Below are 20,187 nucleotides of genomic sequence, written 5' to 3'. Positions count from 1 at the left end.
GGGTCACATCGGCCACCAGGGGCCGAACAAGGGAACGGGTACGCGCAGCGCGTAGATGAACACCGCGATGCAGAAGGCCGGCAGCGCGACCGCCATGACCAGTCCGGCCAGCGGCTTGGTCCGCCGGCTGGCGAAGGCCGCCAGAAGCACGGTCAGGAAGAGCGCCGGCGCGAGGCCGAGCCCCTTGATCGTCAGCGCGAAGACCATCAACGCGCCGATGATCAGCACGAAGCCGCGCACCGGGAAGGCGCCGAGCGGCGCGTCTTCTGTATTGCGGACGCCGGCCAGGGCGATCACCAGCCCGAGCAGGACGAGGAATCCCGCCAGCGCCAGCGGGAAGAAGCCCGGCCCCATGCGCAGCGGGGTCCCGAGATCATAGCCGTAGCTCGCATAGCCGAAGGCCAGGCCGAAGGCGACGAAGATGCCGCCTGCCAGAAGATCGCGCGCAGATTTGTGAAGGGTCACTCTACGTTCCGAGCAGCGGACGGTTCACGGTGGAGCGGCAGCGCTGCGCCACGCTCCACCGACATGATTGCTGCGGCCGATCAATCGGCGTAGACGCCGGCCTGTTCGATGATCGGGCGCCACAGCTCGATCTGCGACGTCAGGCGTTCCGCATGCGCGGCGGGCGTTGCCTCTTCCTGTGAGGAGGGCGCCGTTCCCAGATCGCCGAACCGGGCAATGACGGTTTCGTCCGCCAGGGCCTTCTGCAGGGCCGCCGAGACCTGCTCGACGATCTCCGTCGACGTGCCTTCCGGCGCGTAGAGACCGTGCCAGACACTGACCTCGAAATCCGGAAGGCCCGATTCCGCGGTGGTCGGCACGTCCGGCAGCGCGTCGAGGCGCTCCTTCGTCGTCACCGCGTAGGCCTTCACTTCACCGCCCTTGATCTGGCCGGTCGTGTTGGTGGTCTGGTCGCACATCAGGTCGACCTGACCGCCGATGAGATCGGTCATCGCGGGGCCCGTACCCTGGTACGGCACGGTCGTCATCTGCGTGTCGAGCGCCGTCATCAGCAACAGGCCGCACAGATGCGAGGCAGCCCCGATTCCCGCATTGGCGTAGGTGAGCTGGTCGCCCTGCTCCTTGATGACGGGGATCAGCTCCGCCATCGTCGTCGGCGCCAGATCCTTGCGGCCGATGACGGTCATCGGCACGTCGGTGACCAGGCCGATCGGCAGGAAATCCGTCGTCGGATCGTAAGGTAGATTGCGGTAGAGCGTCGGGGCCGTCGACATGCCGATATGGTGGATCAGGATCTTGTAGCCGTCCGGTTCGGCATTCGCCACCTGCGTCCCGGCGAGCGTGCCGCCGGCGCCGGCGACGTTCTGGACCACGATCTGCTGTCCGAGCTCACGGGACATTGGTTCGGCGATCAGCCGCGCGACGGTATCCGTCGGGCCACCGGCTGCGAACGGCACGACCATCGTGATCGGTTGCGTCGGATAATCCTGCGCGCTGGCACTGCCTGCCGCGAGCACGATGAGGCTCGCGCCGAGCCAAGTCGTCGTCTTCATGTTGTTCCTCCCGACAGCCGCGCCCGCGGTGAACCCACCGGGACCTCCACACGGCCGAATGTGCAGACTACCACGGCCACGGCCCGCTTCAACCGGGACGGGAACCATCGCTCCCGCCCCGAAGGCGGCGTCGCGAGATTTGGCGTCGCCGATGGCGACGCCGGCGATCATCCGTGCGCCGCGGCCTTGGCGACGGCGCGCTTGGTGACGACCTTCACGAGATTGGCGCGATAGGCCGATGTGCCGTGCATGTCGGACATCATCATGCCTTCGTCGGCGGAAAGATCGGCCAGCGCCGAGCCGTCGAAGTTCGAGGAAAGCGCCTGTTCTGCCGCTTCCCAGCGAAAGGCGCCGTTCGAGCCGGACCCCGTCACGCCGACCTTCACGTCGGTGCCGCGCTGGGCGACGAACACGCCGCACATGGCATAGCGCGATGCGGGATTGCGGAACTTCTCGTAGCCGCAGCGATCGGGCGCCTCGAAGGAGGCGGCGGTGACGATCTCGTCTTCCTCGAGCGCCGTCTCGAACAGGCCGAGGAAGAAATCGCCCGCCGGAATCTCGCGACGGTTCGTATGGATCGTCGCGCCGAGCGCCAGCATGGCGGCCGGATAGTCGGCGGCGGGATCGTTGTTGGCGATCGAGCCGCCGAGCGTGCCGAGATGGCGCACCGCCGGATCGCCGATCAGGCCGGCCAGCTCGCTGACGCCGGGACAGGCGCTCTTGATGCCCTCATGCCGGGCGACTTCGGCGTGGGTCGTGCCGCCGCCGATGCGGATCGAGCGGCCATTGACCTCGATCCCTTTCAGCTCCGGAACGTGGCGCAGGTCCACCAGCGCCGAGGGCGCGGCGAGGCGCTGCTTCATGGTCGGGATCAGCGTCTGTCCGCCGGACATGTATTTGCCCTCGCCGCCGCTCTCGCCAATGAGTGCCACGGCGGATTCCAGCGAGGTCGGACGATGATAGACGGTCTCGTACATGGATCTGCTCCGTTCGGCGCCGGGTCGGCAAGAAGGCCGACCGCGCGGCGCAAGAGTTGAAATCGAAGGGGCGGCGAGCCCCGCCGGCGGCATCGCGCCGCCGGCAAATCCTTGTTGCTCAGGCGACGGCGTGGAGCGCGTGCCAGACCTTCTCCGGGGTCGCCGGCATCGACAGGTCGTTGTTGCCGATCGCGTCGGTGATGGCATTGATCACCGCCGGCGGCGAGCCGATCGCGCCGGCCTCGCCGCAGCCCTTCATGCCCAGCGGATTGCCGGGGCAGAGGGTCTCAGACGTCGAGACCTTGAACATCGGCAGGTCCCAGGCGCGCGGCATCGCATAGTCCATGTAGGAGGCCGTCACCAGCTGGCCGGTGTCGTCGTAACGCGTGCCCTCGAGCAGCGCCTGGCCGATACCCTGGGCAAGCCCGCCATGCACCTGGCCCTCGACGATCATCGGGTTGATCACCCGGCCGAAATCGTCGGCGGCGACGAACTGGATGATCTCGGTCGTGCCGGTGTCGGGGTCGACCTCGACCTCGCAGATGTAGCAGCCAGCCGGGAAGGTGAAGTTGGTCGGGTCGTAGAAGGCGCCCTCCTTGAGGCCCGGCTCCATGCCGTCCGGCAGGTTATGGCCGGTATAGGCGCCGAGGCAGACCTCGTGCCAGGCGAGCTTCCTGTCGGTGCCGGCGACCTTCACCTCGCCGTTCTCGATGACGATGTCGCCGGCGTCCGCCTCCAGCACGTGGGCGGCGATCTTCTTGGCCTTGGCCTCGACCTTGTCGAGCGCCTTGACGATCGCCGACATGCCGACCGCGCCGGAGCGCGAGCCGTATGTGCCCATGCCGAACTGCACCTTGTCGGTGTCGCCGTGGATGACCTGGACGTTGTCGACCGGCAGGCCGAAGCGCTCGGCGACGAGCTGGGCGAAGGTGGTCTCGTGGCCCTGGCCGTGGCTGTGGGAGCCGGTGAGGATCTCGATCGTGCCGACCGGATTGACCCGGACCTCGGCCGATTCCCAGAGGCCGACCCCGGCGCCAAGCGAGCCGACGGCCTTGGACGGGGCGATGCCACAGGCCTCGATGTAGCAGCTCATGCCGAGGCCGCGCAGCTTGCCGCGGGCCTTCGCCTCGGCGCGGCGGGCCTCGAAGCCGGCGACGTCCGCCTCCGCCATGGCGGCGTCGAGGCTGGCGTCGAAATCGCCGGCGTCATAGTTCATGATGACCGGCGTCTGGTGTGGGAAGGTGCGGATGAAGTTCTTGCGGCGCAGTTCCGCCGGAGAGATCCCCAACTCGCGGGCCGCCGTCTCCATGGTCCGCTCCAGGACGTAGGTCGCCTCCGGCCGGCCGGCGCCGCGATAGGCGTCCACCGACACGGTGTTGGTGTAGACGGCGCGGACATTGGCGTGGATCGCCGGGATGTCGTACTGGCCGGACAAGAGCGTCGCGTAGAGATAGGTCGGGGTCGCCGAGGAAAACAGCGACATGTAGGCGCCGAGATTGGCGACCGTGTCGACCTTCAGGCCGAGGATTCGCTGGTTGGCGTCGAAGGCCATCTCGACCTCGGTGACGTGGTCGCGGCCATGCGCGTCGGTGAGGAAAGCCTCCGAGCGGTCGGACGTCCACTTGACCGGGACGCCGGTGCGCTTGGATGCCCAGAGGCAGACGATCTCCTCCGGATAGATGTAGATCTTCGAGCCGAAGCCGCCGCCGACATCCGGCGCGATGACCCGCAGCTTGTGCTCCGGCGCCACATTGTAGAAGGCGCTCATCACCAGCCGGGCGACATGCGGATTCTGGGACGTCGTCCAGCAGGTGTAGTGATCGTCCGCCATGTCATAGTGGCCGAGCGCGGCGCGCGGCTCCATCGGGTTCGGCACCAGGCGGTTGTTGACGATGTGCAGCTTCGTGACGTGTGCCGCCCGCTCGAAGGCCCGGTCGGTCGCTTCGCGATCGCCGAGCTCCCAGTCGAAGATCAGGTTGCCGGGAGCCTCGGGATGCAGTTGCGGCGCGCCCTCCTTGAGCGCATCGGTCGCCTGCACGACGACCGGCAGTTCCTGGTAGGTGACGTCCACGGCTTCGGCCGCGTCGCGGGCCTGCAGCCGTGTGTCCGCCACGACGACCGCCACCGGCTGGCCGACATGGCGCACCGTGCCGACGGCGAGCGCCGGGTAGGCGCCCATCTTCATCGGCGAGCCGTCCTTCGAAGAGACGCCCCAGCCGCAGATCAGGTTGCCGATGCCGTCGCCCTGCAACTGCTCCCCGACGAGGACACCGATGACGCCCGGCATCGACTCGGCCGCGGCCACGTCGATCCCGGCGATGGTGGCATGGGCATAGGGGGAGCGAACGAAGGCCGCGTATTTCATGCCCGGCACGACCATGTCGTCGACATAGCGGCCGTGACCGGTGATGAAACGCTTGTCTTCTTTGCGCAGGACCCGTGCGCCGATACCTTCGATACCCATTCCGAAACCTCCCAGTGTTCGAAAACCGGCTAGGGAGCGCCTCCTCCGGCGATCCGGCCGTTCATGATCTCAACGTCCTGCCGCTCGGCCGCCTATTCGGCGGCGAGCCGCTGCGGCTCACCGGCGCCTGCGGCGGCCAGGATCGCCTTGACGATGTTGTGGTAGCCCGTGCAGCGGCAGATGTTGCCGTCGAGTTCCTCGCGGACCGTATGCTCGTCGAGGTCGCTGCCGTGCCGGCCGATGATGTCAACGGCCGTCATGATCATGCCCGGCGTGCAGAAGCCGCATTGCAGGCCGTGATGCTCGCGGAAAGCCGCCTGCACGGGATGCAGCTCGGCGCCGTTCGCCAGCCCCTCGATGGTGGTCACGGCGGATCCCGACGCCTGCACCGCCAGCATGGTGCAGGCCTTCACCGCCTTTCCGTCGACATGCACGACGCAGGCGCCGCACTGCGAGGTGTCGCAGCCGACATGGGTCCCGGTCAGTCCCAGATTTTCCCGCAGATACTGGACCAGCAACGTGCGGTCCTCGACCGTACCGGTCATCTCCCGTCCGTTCACCGTCATCGTCACTTCGCTCATAGAACCCTCCCCCGGGAACCGACGGCCCGGCGTGTCGCTCGACGTGCCGGGCCGGTTGTGTTTTGCGGCGCGCCTTCGACGAGGGGCGCGCTCTGGATGGCGACAGTGCCCTCTCTCCGAGACGGCTTCAAGCGCTTTTCAGAACCATTCCATTGAGCCGCGGCGGGCATCCACGGCGCGGCGTCTGCCAGCCGCGAATGTCGCCGATGCCTCGGAGGGCGCCGGGCAGTGTGGGCGCGACGAGATGTCTCGCCTGCCTTCCGGACGCTGCGGCAGCTGTGACCGTTGCGGCACAAGCCGCCAGCGGAATGGCTGCGGCGATGCGTCAGGACGGCATCAAGTAACGGCTTGTAGTTGTTATTTCACGATTTCCCGCCATGCTAAGAGCTGCAGGGGGAGAAATTCGACCGCACGAACGATGTCGCCGTCGCGATGGCGTGACGGTGGGTCGGTTCTGTTCCCCGGCAGCGAGTTCGGGCGGCAGCGGGAAGCGAATTATTGCATTATAGGGTCAACTCCTGCGCGAAGCTGGTGATGCTGGCGGCCGGCTCTTGCCTCGTGGCCGGCAGCCCACGCCCGGCCGCCGCGTTCGAGATCTTCGGCTTCCGCTTCTTCGAGGACGAGGCCCCCGACGCCGATATCATCGATCCGATCCGCTACACGGTAAACCTGACGGTGGCCCCGGCGCCAGGCGACGACGGGTCGATCGAATCCAGCCTTCGGAGCGCCTCGACGCTCATCTCCGGCGAGGACGAGGCCGTTTCCGGCTCGCTCGGACTCCTGTCGCGGGCCCGCAACGACAGGCGGCGGCTGGTCGCTGCCTTGTTCGAGAACGCCCGCTATGACGGTCTGGTGGATATATTCATCGAAGGCCGCAACATCGTCGACCTGCCGCCGGACGCTGCATTCGACACGTCGCGCCCCGTCCCGGTCTCGATCCGGGTGCGGCCCGGCCCGCTCTACACGCTGGGACGCGTCTCGGTCTCGACGCAGGGCATCCCCGTCGATCCGGCCCGATTCGGGCTGGCCCCCGGCGCCTCCGCCGGTTCCGCCGACGTGCTGGACGGCGAGGCGCGGCTCTTTCGGGAACTGCGCGAGCAGGGCCGTCCCTTCGTCGCCGTCACCGATCGCGACATCATCGCCGATGCCGCCACCAACCGGCTGGAATACGACGTGGACCTCGCGCCCGGAAACCCGGTGCCATTCGGGCAAACCTTCGTCGAGGGGGCAGAGGACGTCGATCCCGGCTTCATCGCCTACATGGCGGGGGTCAAGGCGGACGAGGTCTTCTCGCCCGAAGATCTCGCCGCGGCTCGCGAGCGGCTGCTGAAACTCGACGTCTTTTCCAGCGTCACCGTCAGGGAGGCGCGGGCGCAGGCGGCGGACGGGTCCCTGCCGGTGCAGATCGAGGTCGGCGAGCGCAAGTTCGGCTTTTACGGCGTCGGCGCGACCTACTCCAACACCGCCGGCGCGGGTGCCTCCGGCTATGTCGGCCACCGCAACCTGTTCGGCCGGGCCGAATCGATCCGGCTCGACGCGTCGGTCTCTCGCATCGGCGCCACCGCGATATCCAACGAGGCGCGCGAGACGGACGGCTTCGACTATGCCGCCTCGCTGGTCTTCCGCAAGCCGGGCGTGCTCGGCCCCAATTCGGTCTATGTCGGCTCGCTCGAAGCCAAGAGCGAACAGCCCCTGGCCTACGACCGGGTGAGCTACGCTGCGACCAGCGGCGTCGAATACGAGATCGACGCCAACCAGACGCTCTCGGTCATCCTGCGGGGCGAGTACGAGGAAATCACCGACTATCTCGGCACGCAGGACTATCTGCTGGCGTCGCTGCCGATCACCTACACGTTCGACAACCGCGACAACAAGTTGAACCCGACCGAGGGCTTCTATGCCCAGGCCCTGGTCGAGCCGACCTACGGCTTCAACACCGAGACGCCCTTTGCCAAGACGCGCCTGGATGGGCGCAGCTATCTCTCGCTCTCCGACAGCGACCGCTTCATCCTCGCAGGCCGGGTCGGCTACGGCACGATCTTCGGCGCCGACCTCGCCGACATCCCGAACGACCGGCGCTTCTTCGCCGGCGGCGGCGGCTCGGTGCGCGGCTACGAGTTCCAGTCGGTCGGACCGTATTATCCGTCCTTTGCGCCCCCCGGCTTCAACGAGGTCTTCACCGATACGCCGACCGGCGGCCTGTCACTCTTCGAGGCTTCGGCGGAGGCGCGCATCGGCGTCACCGAAAACATCCAGATCGTACCCTTCATCGATGTCGGGACGGTCGGCGACGACCTCGTCCCCGACTTTTCCGAGTTCAAGATCGGCGCCGGCGTCGGCGCCCGCTATCTGACGAGCTTCGGGCCGATCAGGCTCGACGTCGCCATCCCGCTCGACCCGGGTCCGCGCGATGCGAGCTACCAGATCTACGCCGGCATCGGTCAGGCCTTCTGATGCGTCGCTTCGCCCCCCTCCTCCTCGCCCTCGTCGCCCTCTCGACATTGCTGTCGGCGCGGCCGGCCGAGGCCCAGCAGTTCCTCGCCACCCGGCTCGAGAACTTCATCTCGACCGACACGATGCAGGTCGAGATCGAGGGCCTTTCCGGCGCGCTGACGGGACGCCTGCGCATCGGCAGCGTCACCGTGAGCGATCCGCAGGGCACGTTCCTGACGGCCCGCGATCTGGCGATGGACTGGTCGCCTTTCGCGCTGGTGCGCTCCAACCTGTCGATCGAAAACCTGACGGCGGGCCAGATCGTGCTCGAACGCCTGCCGACGGGCCAGCCCGAGACAGCGGAGGAGGAGGCCTCGGGCTTCTCCCTGCCTTCGATCACCGCCAGCATTCGCAATCTGGCGATCGAGGAATTCGTCCTCGGCGCCCCGATCGCGGGCACGCAGGCGCGGCTGCGGGCCAATGGCAGCCTCACGCTGGCCGCCGATCCCACCAGCCTGGCCGTGCGGGCGAACATCGATCGGCTCGATCAGCCGGGTCAGGTCGCGCTCGATATCGGATACGCACCTGACCAGAACCAGCTGCGGCTGGACATCGCGGCGAGCGAACCGGCCGGCGGCCTCGTCGCCACGCTGCTCGACATCCCGGACCGGCCGGCGGTGGAACTCACGATCAACGGCTCCGGGCCTTTGTCCGCCTTCATGGCAAACGGCTCGCTCACCGTCGGCGGCGAGCCCGCAGCGACGCTGACGGCGCGTGTCGACGGCGCCGAAGACGGCCGCCGCGTCGCAGCCTCGCTCAGCGTCGCGGCCGAACGCTTCGTGCCCGAGGCCTATGCGCGCTACGTCGCCGGCGGCGCCAATCTCGACGTGCAGATGCTGGCGCGCAACGACGGTCTTTATGTCGTCGACCAGGCCGAGCTGGCATCGGACGCTCTGGCCGCAACGGCATCCGGCACGCTGGACCTTGCCGGCGCGGGCAACGACCTGACCGTATCCGTCGCCTCGCGGGACGGCAGCCCGATCCCCTTCTCCTTCGGCACCCCGCCCGGTGCGACCGAGCTGGAGGTCGCCGGGCTGGAAGGCCGGATCACCGGCGCGCTGAACGCCGCCGGCCTGAACGTCACTGCGCAGCTGCCGCGCGCCGGCTACGGCGAATATGTCGCGACCGGCGTCGACGCCACGCTCACCAGCGCCGGGTTCGACATCTCCGGCCTGCGGGGACCGCTGGCCATCGAGGCGACGGCGACGGAGGTCGCAGCTCCCGAAGGTCTCGCCGACCGCTTCCTCACCGGACCGCTGCGCCTTTCCGTCGACGGTGCGCTGACTGCGGAGGGGCTGGTCTTCAACCCGAGCCGGGCGACCACCGATGTCGCATCGATCGATCTGCAGGGCACAGCCGCGCTGAATTTCGCTGTCTTCGACCTCGCGCTGGAGTCGGCCTTTCAGACAGCCGCGCTGTCGGCGGCCATGATCCCGCTGGCCGGGGACGAACTCGCGGTGTCCGGCCGCTTCGCCCGCACCCCGGATGCCGGCATCTCGGCCGAGAACCTGTCGGTACGCGGCGAAGGTCTGACGATCGGCGGCAGCGCCGCGCTGTCGGGCGGCACCGTCACCGCCGATATCGATGGCGAGCTCCAGCAGGCTGGGGCGGTGAATTCCGCCTTCTCCGGCGCGGCGACCTTCTCGCTCACGGCATCCGGTCCGGTGGAACAGCCGGACGTCGACCTCCAGATTTCCGGCAACGGGCTCAGCATCAACGGCCGGGAGCTCGCCGACCTCAGCGTTTCGGCGCGCGGCACGTTCGACGCCGGCGCTCCCGCCGGTACGGTGGAGATCACCGGCACGCTCGACGGCCAGCCGCTGTCCGGCGCCGCGCAACTCGAAACCCTCGCCGACGGCGAACGCCGGATCAACGGCCTCGCCATCCGCCAGGGCCCGAACGCGATTACCGGCGACCTGACACTGACCGATGCCTTCGCTCCGGTCGGGACGCTGAGCGTCGATGTCGAGGATATCGGACCGCTGGCGGCTCTCGGCGGCGTCGACGCATCGGGCGACGTCAACGGCACGATCGAGCTGTCGGTCGACGGCGACGACATGCCGGTAGCGACGCTGGACCTTGCCGGCGACAGCATCGGCTTTGCCGGCAACACGCTGCAGGCGGCGATCATCGACCTTGCGGTCGGCGACTATCTGGGAACGCCGAAGCCCGCAGGGCGCGTCAGTGCCGAGGCGATCGATGCGGCGGGCCTTTCGGTGCGCTATCTGGCGGTCGACCTCACCAGCGAGGGTGACGCAACCGGTCTCGCGGCCACGGCCGAACTCAATGGGGTGCCGCTCCGCCTCGAAGGCAGTGCCAGCTTCGAGCCTGGCACCACGCTGATCGCCCTCGAGCGCCTCGAAGCCGAAATCCCCGATGCTGCCGTACGGCTGCGCGAGCCGGTGACGATCCGCATCGCCGACGGCACGACGACACTGCCGGAAATCCTTCTCGAAACCGGCGACGGCACGGTATCGCTCGCCGGCACGGCCGGCGAGACGCTCGACCTCGCGCTCAGGCTCGAGGCCGTGCCCGCCGCCATCGCCAATCCGTTCGTGCCCGGCCTTGCCGCTGCCGGGCGGATCGACGGCTCCGCCGATATTTCCGGCGCCGCGTCGGATCCGGCGGCACGCTTCTCGATCAACGCCACCGAACTCGCGGTCGGCCAGTCGCGCGCCGCCAATGTCCCGCCGGTCGAGGCGGTGCTTGCCGGCACCTATGAAAGCGGAACTCTGACCTTCGAGACCGCGCGGGTCGACCTCGGCGACGGGTCGATCGTCGCCAACGGCTCGGTCGGGGAGCAGCTCGACGTCAGCGTTGCGATGGACAACGTGCCCGTGGCGCTGGCCAACGGCTTCGTCGACGGGCTCGACGCGGCCGGCACCGTCTCCGGCACGGCAAGCGTCACCGGCCCGCGCGCCGACCCGGCCGCAACCTTCGACATCGAGGGCCGCGAGATCACCGCCGAGGAGATCGCGGCTGCCGGCATCGCGCCGCTGACGCTCGACCTTTCCGGCTCCTACGCCGAGGGCACGCTCGATCTGTCCGAAGCCAATGTCGCGGTCGGCGACGGATCGCTCACCGCCTCCGGCACGATCGGCGAAACGCTCGATCTGGCGCTGCGCGCCAACGACCTGCCGGTGGGGCTCGCCAACGGCTTCGTGCCGGGTCTCGACGCCGAGGGCATCATTTCCGGAACGGCCAGCGCCAGCGGGTCGCTGTCCGATCCGGCGGCGACCTTCGACCTGTCGGGCAGCGGCATCACGACGCAGGAAATCGCCGAATCCGGCGTCGCACCGCTCGATCTGCGGCTTGCCGGCAGCTACGCCAACGGCACCGCCGACCTCGAAACCGCCGTGGTCAATGTCGGCGACGGCTCGCTCACCGCATCCGGCCAGATCGGCGAGACCCTCGATGTCGCGGTCGACGTCAACAACATCCCCGTCGGCCTCGCCAACGGCTTCGTCGACGGGCTCGGCGCCGAGGGCACCATCTCCGGCACCGCCCGCGCGACGGGCACGCTGTCCGACCCGACCGCCAGCTTCGATCTTGCCGGCTCCGGCATCACCGCCGATGGCATCGAAGCGAGCGGCATCGCGCCGCTCGAGCTCACGGCTTCAGGCCGCCTTGCCGACGGCACGCTCAACCTCGACACCGCACGCGTGAATGTCGGCGAAGGCTCGCTGACCGCGAGCGGCACCGTCGGGGAGCAGCTGGACCTGCAGCTTTCGGCCGACCAGCTGCCGGTCGGTCTGGTGAACGGTTACCTGCCGGATCTCGCGGCGGAGGGCACGATCTCCGGCAACGGCACCGCGACCGGCTCGCTGTCCGACCCACGCGCCCAATTCACCCTCAGCGGCTCGGATATCACCACACGGCAGATCGCCGAGTCCGGCGTCGCGCCGCTCTCGCTCGACGTCGCCGGCTCCTATGCCGACGGCACGGCGACCATCGCCAATGCGGACCTGTCCGTCGGCAACGGCTCGCTGTCGGCTTCGGGTACGATCGGCGAGAATCTCGACATCGATCTCCGCCTACAGGAACTGCCGGTGGGCCTTGCCAACGGCTTCGTCGAGGGGCTGAACGCCGAGGGCACGATTTCGGGCAGCGGCACGGCGACCGGCTCGCTTTCCAACCCGCAGGCGAGCTTCGACCTGACCGGCACCGGCATCACCAGCCGGCAGATCGCCCAGTCCGGCGTCGCGCCGTTGTCGCTCGACGTTGCGGGCTCCTATGCCGACGGCACCGCGACGATTGCCAATGCCGATGTCACGGTCGGCGACGGCTCGCTCACCGCGCGCGGCACGGTCGGCGAGCTACTTGATCTCAACGTCCAGATCACCCGGTTCCCGGTGGGCCTCGCCAACGGCTTCGTCGACGGGCTCGGGGCGCAGGGCACGATCGACGGGACAGCGACGGCAACCGGTTCGATCAGCAATCCGAACGCCGGCTTCGACATCGCGCTGGCGAACATCTCCGTTGCCCAGGGTCGCGCCGCGGGCGCGCCAGCCGTGAACGGCACGGTCGCCGGCCAGTATGCCGGCGGCACGCTCCGGCTCGACCGGGCGAATGTCGCGATCGGCGGCGGTTCGATCGACGTCACCGGCACCGCTGGCCCTAATGCGCTGAACCTGACGGCCCAGATCAACAACGTGCCGGCTTCCATCGCCGGCTCCGCCGCACCCGGTATCGCGCCGCAGGGCACGATCAGCGGCACGATCCGGGCGGCGGGATCGCCCTCCAGCCCTTCAGTCACCTACGATGTCGCCATCACCGGCGCCTCGATCCAGCAGACCCGCGACGCCGGCGTCGGCGCGCTGTCGATCGCCAGTAACGGTCAGTACACCGGCAACGCCGTCACCACCACGACGACGCTGACCGGCAGCGGCATCGACTTCCGGGCCGCGGGCTCGGTCAATCTGGCCGGCACCCCGCAGCTCGACCTCGCCCTCGTCGGCACCGCGCCCCTGTCGCTCGCCAACAGCATCCTCGCCGAAGGCGGCCGCTCCCTCGAGGGAACGGCGCAGATCGACGCGCGGGTCACCGGCCCCGCCAGCACCCCGAACGTTGTCGGCACGATTTCCACCGCCGGCTCACGCTTCGTCGATACCGGCACCAACATCGCCGTCGACGGCATCGCGACCACCATCGCGCTCAATGGCCAGACGGCGACGATCCGGTCCTTCAGCGCCAACCTCTCGTCCGGCGGTCAGCTGTCGATCGGCGGCAGCGTCGGCCTGTCGAACGGGTTTCCCGCCGACCTGACGATCCGTCTCGTCGACGGCCGCTACAGCGACGGCGAGCTGATCGGTGCGCGGCTCAGCGCCGACCTCACGCTGACCGGGCCGCTTACTCAGACCCCGCTGCTGGCGGGCACGATCAACGCCACCGAGATCAACGTCCTGGTGCCGGAGAACCTGCCGGGCTCGCTCGCGCGGATAGACGTCACCCACGTCAATGCCAGCCCCGCAGTGCTGCAGCAGCAGCGCGAGCTGTTCCCGAACCGCGGCCAAGGCGCTTCGCAAGGCGGCATCGCCTTCGATCTGACCTTCAACGCCCCGAGCCGGGTCTTCGTGCGCGGCCGCGGTCTCGACGTCGAACTCGGCGGCACGATCCAGATCACCGGCCCGGCCAACGCGCCGAGCATCGTCGGCGGCTTCGAGCTCCAGCGGGGCCGATTCATCATCCTCAGCCGGCGCCTCGACTTCGAGCGCGGCCGGCTGAGCTTCACCGGTGCGCTGATCCCGACGCTCGACCTCCTGGCTCAGTCCGATACCGGCGATGTCACCGTCAACATTGCGGTCACCGGACCGGCGAACGATCCGAGCTTCACCTTCTCCTCGAGCCCGGCGCTGCCCCAGGACGAGGTGCTGGCCCGGCTGATCTTCGACCAGGGCACGTCGAACCTGTCGCCGCTGCAGATCGCCCAGCTGGCCGAAGCCGCTGCGTCGCTGGCCGGCGTCGGCGGCTCCACCGGCCTTCTGGAGAATCTGCGCGCGCAGCTAGGCGTCGACGATCTCGACATCCGCACCACGGAGGACGGCCAGACCGCGGTCGGCGTCGGACGCTATATCAACGACAACACCTATCTCGGCGTCGATTCGACCGGCCGGGTCTCGATCGACCTCGATCTCGGCGCCGGTCTCAAGGCCCGCGGCGCGGTGGATGCTCAGGGGGGCGGCGAGGTCGGGGTGTTCTACGAGGGCGAGTTCTAGCGCCCCCTCGGCCTGTCGCTTCCGCACGACAATCCGTCCTGGGTTCAACTCTGCTGCGTTGCAGGCAGCCCGCCCTTCCGAATCGCCGCCGGCCGCCTATTTGTGGCGCCGACTGCGGCATCGAATGCGCCGCGATCTCGTGAACCAGGAGCATCCCATGCCGACGAGCATCAATCCGGCCACCGGCGAGACGATCGAGGAATTTGCCGAGCACAGCGACAAGGAGGTCGAGCATGCGTTGGCGAATGCCGACGCGGCTTTCGCCGACTGGCGGCGATCGCCCTTCAGCCGCCGCGCCGATCTCTTGCGTCGCACGGCGGACCTGCTCGAGGCCAGGAAGGACGAGCTGGCGCGGATCGCCACGCTGGAGATGGGCAAGCGCCTGAAGGAAGCGGTCGCCGAAGTCGAGAAATGCGCGACCGGCTGCCGCTATTATGCCGACCATGGCGAGCGCCTGCTGGCGGATGATCACCGTGACGGACCGGCCAAGCAGAACTACGTCGCGTATCTGCCGATGGGACCGATCCTCGCGGTGATGCCGTGGAATTTTCCGTTCTGGCAGGCCCTGCGCTTTGCCGCGCCGGCGATCATGGCCGGCAATGTCAGCATCTTGAAGCATGCTTCCAATGTCAGCCTCTGCGCCCTGAAGATTGAGGAAATCCTCCTCGAGGCGGACGCGCCGCAGGGCGTGTTCCAGACCCTCCTCGTCTCGTCGAAGCGGGTCGAGGGCATCCTGCGCGACCCGCGCATCCGCGCCGCGACGCTCACCGGCAGCGAGGGTGCCGGCTCCGCCGTCGCCGCGGTCGCCGGTTCGGAGCTCAAGCCGACGGTGCTGGAGCTCGGCGGCTCCGATCCGTTCATCGTCATGCCCTCCGCCGACCTCGATAAGGCCGCCGAAGTCGGCGTCGTCGCCCGCATGCAGAACAACGGCCAGAGCTGCATCGCCGCCAAGCGCTTCATCGTCCACGAGGACGTCTACGAGGATTATCTCGGCCGCTACCGCGAGAAGGTCGAGGCGATCAAGCTCGGCGACCCGATGGATGCCGATACCGGCATGGGTCCGCTGGCGCTGCCCTCCAGCGTCGACGATCTTGGCGATCAGATCGGCCGTTCCGTCAAGGCCGGGGCGAAGCTGGTCACGGGTGGCGGCTCGCCCGAGGGTCCGGGCTATTTCTTCCAGCCGTCGATCATCGCGGACGTCCCGGAAGCGGCACCCGCCTATCGCGAGGAGCTGTTCGGTCCCTGCGCGATCTTCTTCAAGGTCCGCAATGCCGACGAGGCGATCACGCTGGCCAACGATTCCGAGTTTGGCCTCGGCGGATCGGTCTGGACGAACGAGCCGGCGGAGCAGCAGCGGTTCGTGCGCGAGCTCGACCAGGGCGCGACCAATTTCAACCGCATGACCGCATCGGATCCGCGCCTGCCGTTCGGCGGGGTCAAGCGCTCCGGTTATGGGCGCGAGCTTTCCGGCGAGGGCATGCATGCCTTCATGAACGTGAAGACCGTCACGATCGACTGATCGTCGCCGGACAAGAAGCGGGAGCGGCCGCAAAGCCCTCCCGGCTTCGTCGGATCAAGATTCAGGCAGGCTTCCAATCTGCATGAATTGCCATCACAATTTTCGACGAGACTGTTTGCCACGCTGGACGAACCGGCCTAAAGGGACGGCTAGCCGGCTCTCGAAATCTGCCGCGCGTCGGACTGCGGCACAGGAGCCTGTGGATGAGGCCTGAAGAACCCCGCCCCGAGGCGGATCTGGCGACCCTGACGGCAGCCGCCATGCAGAAGGGCCCGCGCGCCCTGTTCGCCGCCGACCCGGATCGCTTCACGCGCTTTTCGGCGCGTCACGGCGATCTGCTGCTGGATTTCTCCAAGACCGCCATCGACGCGGAAATCCTGCGCGCCCTGCTCGATCTGGCGCGATCCCGGTCGCTGGAGGCCCGGCGTGACGCAATGTTCGCCGGCGCGCCGATCAACGCGACGGAAGGCCGGGCGGTGCTGCATGTCGCCCTGCGCGGCGAGCCGAAGGACGGCTACCGCGCCGACGGCAACCCGGTCAGCGGCGCCGTCGAGGACGTGCTCAAGGCGATGACAGCCTTTGCCGAGCGTATTCGCACCGGGGAGCTGCGCGGCGCCACCGACAGGAACATCACCGACATCGTCAATATCGGCATCGGCGGATCGGATCTCGGCCCCGCGATGGCGACGCTGGCGCTCGCCCCCTACCACGACGGGCCGCGGACGCATTTCGTCTCGAATGTCGACGGCGCCCACATTGCCGACACGCTGGCGAAGCTCGATCCCGAGACCACGCTGGTGATCGTCGCCTCCAAGACCTTCACCACCATCGAGACGATGACCAACGCCGCAACCGCTCGCGAATGGCTCGTCGGCGCGCTCGGCGAGTACGCGGTGGGGGCGCATTTCGCCGCGGTCTCGACGGCGCTCGACAAGGTGGCCGAGTTCGGCATTGCCGAGGACCGGGTGTTCGGCTTCTGGGACTGGGTCGGCGGGCGCTACTCGCTCTGGTCGGCGATCGGCCTGCCGCTGATGCTGGCGATCGGCAGCGCCCGGTTCCGGGAGTTCCTCGCCGGCGGCCGCGACATCGACCAGCATTTCCGGACGGCGCCGCTGGAAGCCAATTTGCCGGTGCTGCTCGGCCTCATCGGCTACTGGCACCGCGCGCTCTGCCACTACCCGACCCGCGCCATCATCCCCTACGATCAGCGCCTCGCCCGCTTTCCTGCCTATCTGCAGCAGCTCGACATGGAATCGAACGGCAAGCGTGTGGGGCTCGACGGTGAGCCGGTGCCGATCTCCGGCCCGGTGGTCTGGGGCGAGCCCGGCACCAACGGCCAGCACGCCTTCTTCCAGCTGCTTCACCAGGGCACGGACGTCGTGCCGGTGGAATTCCTGGTCGGCGCCCTGGCGCACGAGCCGGCGTCGATGCGGATCCATCAGGATCTGCTGCTCGCCAACTGCCTCGCCCAGAGCGAGGCGCTGATGCGCGGGCGCGATCTCGCCGAGGCGCGCCAGCAGCTTCTCGACGCCGGCAAATCGCCGGCGGAAGCCGAGGCGATCGCGCCGCATCGGGTGTTTGCCGGGAACCGGCCATCACTGACGATCCTGTATCCGCTTCTCGACCCGGCAATGCTCGGCCGGCTCATCGCGCTTTACGAGCATCGCGTCTTCGTCGAGGCCCAGCTCTTCGGGATCAACGCCTTCGATCAGTGGGGCGTCGAGCTCGGCAAGGAACTCGCCAACAGGCTGGTGCCCGTCGTCACCGGCGAGGCGACGGCCGAGGGCCGCGACGGCTCGACCGCCGGTCTCGTCGACGCCATCCGGAAAATAAGAGGTAACTGATGTCCGCACCGGTCCAGACCCACGAGGCCCCGCTGAATGGCAATGGTGTCCTGAAGCCCGAGCCGCGGCTGAACGATCCGGACACGCTGGCCAGGCAGATCGTCGAGAAGCTCACCTACTCGATTGGCAAGAATCCGGCCTCGGCCCGCAAGTACGATTGGCTGCGCGCGACGACGCTGGCGGTGCGCGACCGGATCATGGACCATTGGTTCGAGTCGGCCGACCGTTTCGCGGAAGAAGGCGGCAAGCGGGTCTGCTATCTCTCGATGGAATTCCTGATCGGCCGCATGCTGCGCGACGCGATCAACAATCTCGGCCTCACCGAGCCGGTGCGCGAGGCGTTGTCGCGCTATGGCGTCGAACTCGACATGATCGAGCTACTGGAGCCGGACGCGGCGCTCGGCAATGGCGGCCTCGGGCGGCTCGCCGCCTGCTTCATGGAGTCGATGGCCTCCACGGGCGTTCCCGGCTACGGCTACGGCATCCGCTACGTGCATGGTTTCTTCCGCCAGGAGATCGCCGACGGCGCCCAAGTGGAACTGCCTGAGACCTGGCTGGTCCACGGCAATCCGTGGGAATTCGAGCGCCGCAACGCCAGCTACGAAATCGGCTTCGGCGGCAAGGTCTCGACCATCCAAGAGCCGGGCCGGCCGTCGCGGCAGGTCTGGCGGCCCGCCGAGCGCGTGCTGGCGGTCGCCTACGACACGCCGATGGTCGGCTGGCGCGGGCGCCAGGTGAACACGCTGCGCCTGTGGAGCGCGCAGGCGCTCGACCCGATCCTGCTCGACGCCTTCAACTCGGGCGATCACATCGGGGCGCTGGTGGAATCCAACAAGGCCGAGGCCATCACCCGGGTGCTCTACCCGGCCGACTCCCATCAGGCGGGCCAGGAACTGCGCCTGCGGCAGGAGTATTTCTTCTCCTCCGCGTCGCTGCAGGACATCATCCGCCGCCATCTCGAGGAGAACGACAATCTGTCGAACCTCGCCGACAAGGTGGCCATCCAGCTCAACGACACCCATCCCGCCGTCTCTGTCGCCGAATTGATGCGGCTCCTCATCGACGTGCATGGCTTCGAGTGGGACGAGGCGTGGAAGATCACCCGCGCCACCTTCTCCTACACCAACCACACGCTGCTGCCGGAAGCGCTGGAGCACTGGCCGATCCACCTGTTCGAGCGGCTCTTGCCCCGGCAGATGCAGATCATCTACGCGATCAATACCGGAATCATCCGCGAGGCGGCCCAGGAGCACGGCTACGACGACGGCCAGGTGGCGGCGATCTCGCTGATCGACGAAGGCAACGGGCGCCGTGTGCGCATGGGCCAGCTTGCCTTTGTCGGAAGCCACGCGGTCAACGGCGTCTCGGCGCTGCACACCGACCTGATGAAGCAGACGGTGTTCCGCGACCTTCACGCACTCTATCCGGACCGCATCCAGAACAAGACCAACGGCGTGACGCCGCGGCGCTGGCTGATGGAGGCCAATCCCGGCCTCACCGGGCTGATCACCGAGGCGATCGGCCCCGGCTTCCTGGACGACATCGAGAAGATCATCGAGATCGACCATCTGGCCGACGACGCCGGCTTCCGGGAGCGCTTCGCAGCCGTCAAGCGGCAGAACAAGGAGCGCCTCGCCAACATCATCGGCGAGCGGATGGCGACGAGCGTCGATCCGGGCGCGATCTTCGACATCCAGGTCAAGCGCATCCATGAGTACAAGCGCCAGTTCCTGAACATCATCGAGGCGATCGCGCTCTACGACCAGATCCGCTCCCATCCCGAGCGCGACTGGACGCCGCGGGTGAAGATCTTCGCCGGCAAGGCGGCGCCGAGCTACGTGCAGGCCAAGGAGATCATCCATCTTGCCAACGATGTCGGGCGGGTGATCAACGCCGATCCGGCGGTGCGCGACCTTCTGAAGGTGGTGTTCATCCCGAACTACAATGTCAGCCTTGCCGAGATCATCATGCCGGCGGCGGACCTGTCGGAGCAGATCTCGACCGCCGGACTGGAAGCCTCCGGCACCGGCAACATGAAGTTCGCGCTGAACGGCGCCTTGACCATCGGCACGCTGGACGGCGCCAATGTCGAGATGCTGGAGCATGTCGGTGAAGACAACATCTTCATTTTCGGGCTCACCGCCAGCGAGGTGGCGCAGCGCCGCCGCGAGGCCCATAGCGGCCGCTCGATCATCGACAACGAGCCGATGCTGCGCGAGGCGCTGGACGCGATCTCGTCCGGCCTGTTCTGCCCGGACAGCCCGTCGCGCTTCCACTCGCTGGTGTCCAATCTCTACAACAACGACTGGTGGATGATCTGCGCCGACTTCCGGGCTTATTGGGACACCCAGCGCGCGCTCGACGGCCTGTACACGCAGCAGGACGAATGGCAGGCCAAGGCCGTCCACAACACCGCGCGCATGGGCTGGTTCTCCTCCGACCGCTCCATCCGCGAGTATGCACGGGACATCTGGAAGGCGGGCCCCGATAGGGAAGGTTGAGGCTTTAGCGTTCCGGGACCTTTCCCGACGAGCGTTCTTTCCCGGCGTAGCCGCTTGCACGCCGGGCGCTATCTCG

At 68.0% G+C, this 20,187-nt stretch carries 10 protein-coding genes; 5 read left to right on the top strand and 5 right to left on the bottom strand.

Annotation, left to right across the window (positions count from 1 at the left end; all coding sequences use genetic code 11):
* Positions 1–3 precede the first annotated feature (3 nt).
* The 5 genes from GGR03_RS09705 to GGR03_RS09685 all read right to left on the bottom strand — a co-directional run bounded on the left by GGR03_RS09705 (position 4) and on the right by GGR03_RS09685 (position 5,539).
* The gene (locus GGR03_RS09705; protein WP_183207434.1) at positions 4–465 is read right to left on the bottom strand and encodes a tripartite tricarboxylate transporter TctB family protein; all 462 of its coding nucleotides are present in this window, start codon (positions 463–465) and stop codon (positions 4–6) included.
* 80 nt (positions 466–545) lie between these two features.
* Positions 546–1,517: a tripartite tricarboxylate transporter substrate binding protein BugD gene (locus GGR03_RS09700; protein WP_183207432.1), complete on the bottom strand. Its 972-nt coding sequence runs from the start codon at positions 1,515–1,517 to the stop codon at positions 546–548.
* A 167-nt stretch (positions 1,518–1,684) separates the two neighbouring features.
* On the bottom strand, positions 1,685–2,494 hold the full coding sequence (locus tag GGR03_RS09695) for an FAD binding domain-containing protein (protein WP_183207430.1): 810 nt from the start codon (positions 2,492–2,494) through the stop codon (positions 1,685–1,687).
* Positions 2,495–2,612: 118 nt separating this feature from the next.
* Complete coding sequence (locus GGR03_RS09690; RefSeq protein ID WP_183207428.1) at positions 2,613–4,958, bottom strand: xanthine dehydrogenase family protein molybdopterin-binding subunit; 2,346 nt, start codon at positions 4,956–4,958, stop codon at positions 2,613–2,615.
* Positions 4,959–5,050: 92 nt separating this feature from the next.
* Complete coding sequence (locus tag GGR03_RS09685; RefSeq protein WP_183207426.1) at positions 5,051–5,539, bottom strand: (2Fe-2S)-binding protein; 489 nt, start codon at positions 5,537–5,539, stop codon at positions 5,051–5,053.
* A gap of 498 nt (positions 5,540–6,037) precedes the next feature.
* On the opposite strand from GGR03_RS09685, the gene GGR03_RS09680 reads away from it, so the two are divergent.
* The 5 genes from GGR03_RS09680 to GGR03_RS09660 all read left to right on the top strand — a co-directional run bounded on the left by GGR03_RS09680 (position 6,038) and on the right by GGR03_RS09660 (position 20,111).
* Positions 6,038–7,993, top strand: a complete 1,956-nt coding sequence (locus GGR03_RS09680; RefSeq protein WP_246367787.1) for an autotransporter assembly complex protein TamA — start codon at positions 6,038–6,040, stop codon at positions 7,991–7,993.
* Complete coding sequence (locus GGR03_RS09675) at positions 7,993–14,247, top strand: translocation/assembly module TamB domain-containing protein (protein WP_183207424.1); 6,255 nt, start codon at positions 7,993–7,995, stop codon at positions 14,245–14,247. Before GGR03_RS09680 ends, GGR03_RS09675 begins: the two co-directional genes overlap by 1 nt.
* Positions 14,248–14,404: 157 nt before the next feature.
* A complete protein-coding gene (locus tag GGR03_RS09670) occupies positions 14,405–15,766 on the top strand; it encodes an NAD-dependent succinate-semialdehyde dehydrogenase (RefSeq protein ID WP_183207423.1) in 1,362 nt (453 codons plus the stop codon).
* 203 nt (positions 15,767–15,969) lie between these two features.
* On the top strand, positions 15,970–17,610 hold the full coding sequence (gene pgi, locus GGR03_RS09665) for a glucose-6-phosphate isomerase (RefSeq protein WP_183207422.1): 1,641 nt from the start codon (positions 15,970–15,972) through the stop codon (positions 17,608–17,610).
* Positions 17,610–20,111, top strand: a complete 2,502-nt coding sequence (locus tag GGR03_RS09660; RefSeq protein WP_183207421.1) for a glycogen/starch/alpha-glucan phosphorylase — start codon at positions 17,610–17,612, stop codon at positions 20,109–20,111. The genes pgi and GGR03_RS09660 overlap by 1 nt, the downstream gene beginning before the upstream one ends.
* Positions 20,112–20,187: the final 76 nt, after the last annotated feature.

The sequence above is a fragment of the Aurantimonas endophytica genome, assembly GCF_014196845.1.
Classification (GTDB): domain Bacteria; phylum Pseudomonadota; class Alphaproteobacteria; order Rhizobiales; family Rhizobiaceae; genus Aurantimonas; species Aurantimonas endophytica.
The sequence above is the reverse complement of the archived record's forward strand: the minus strand, read 5'-3'. Positions and strand labels throughout refer to the sequence as shown.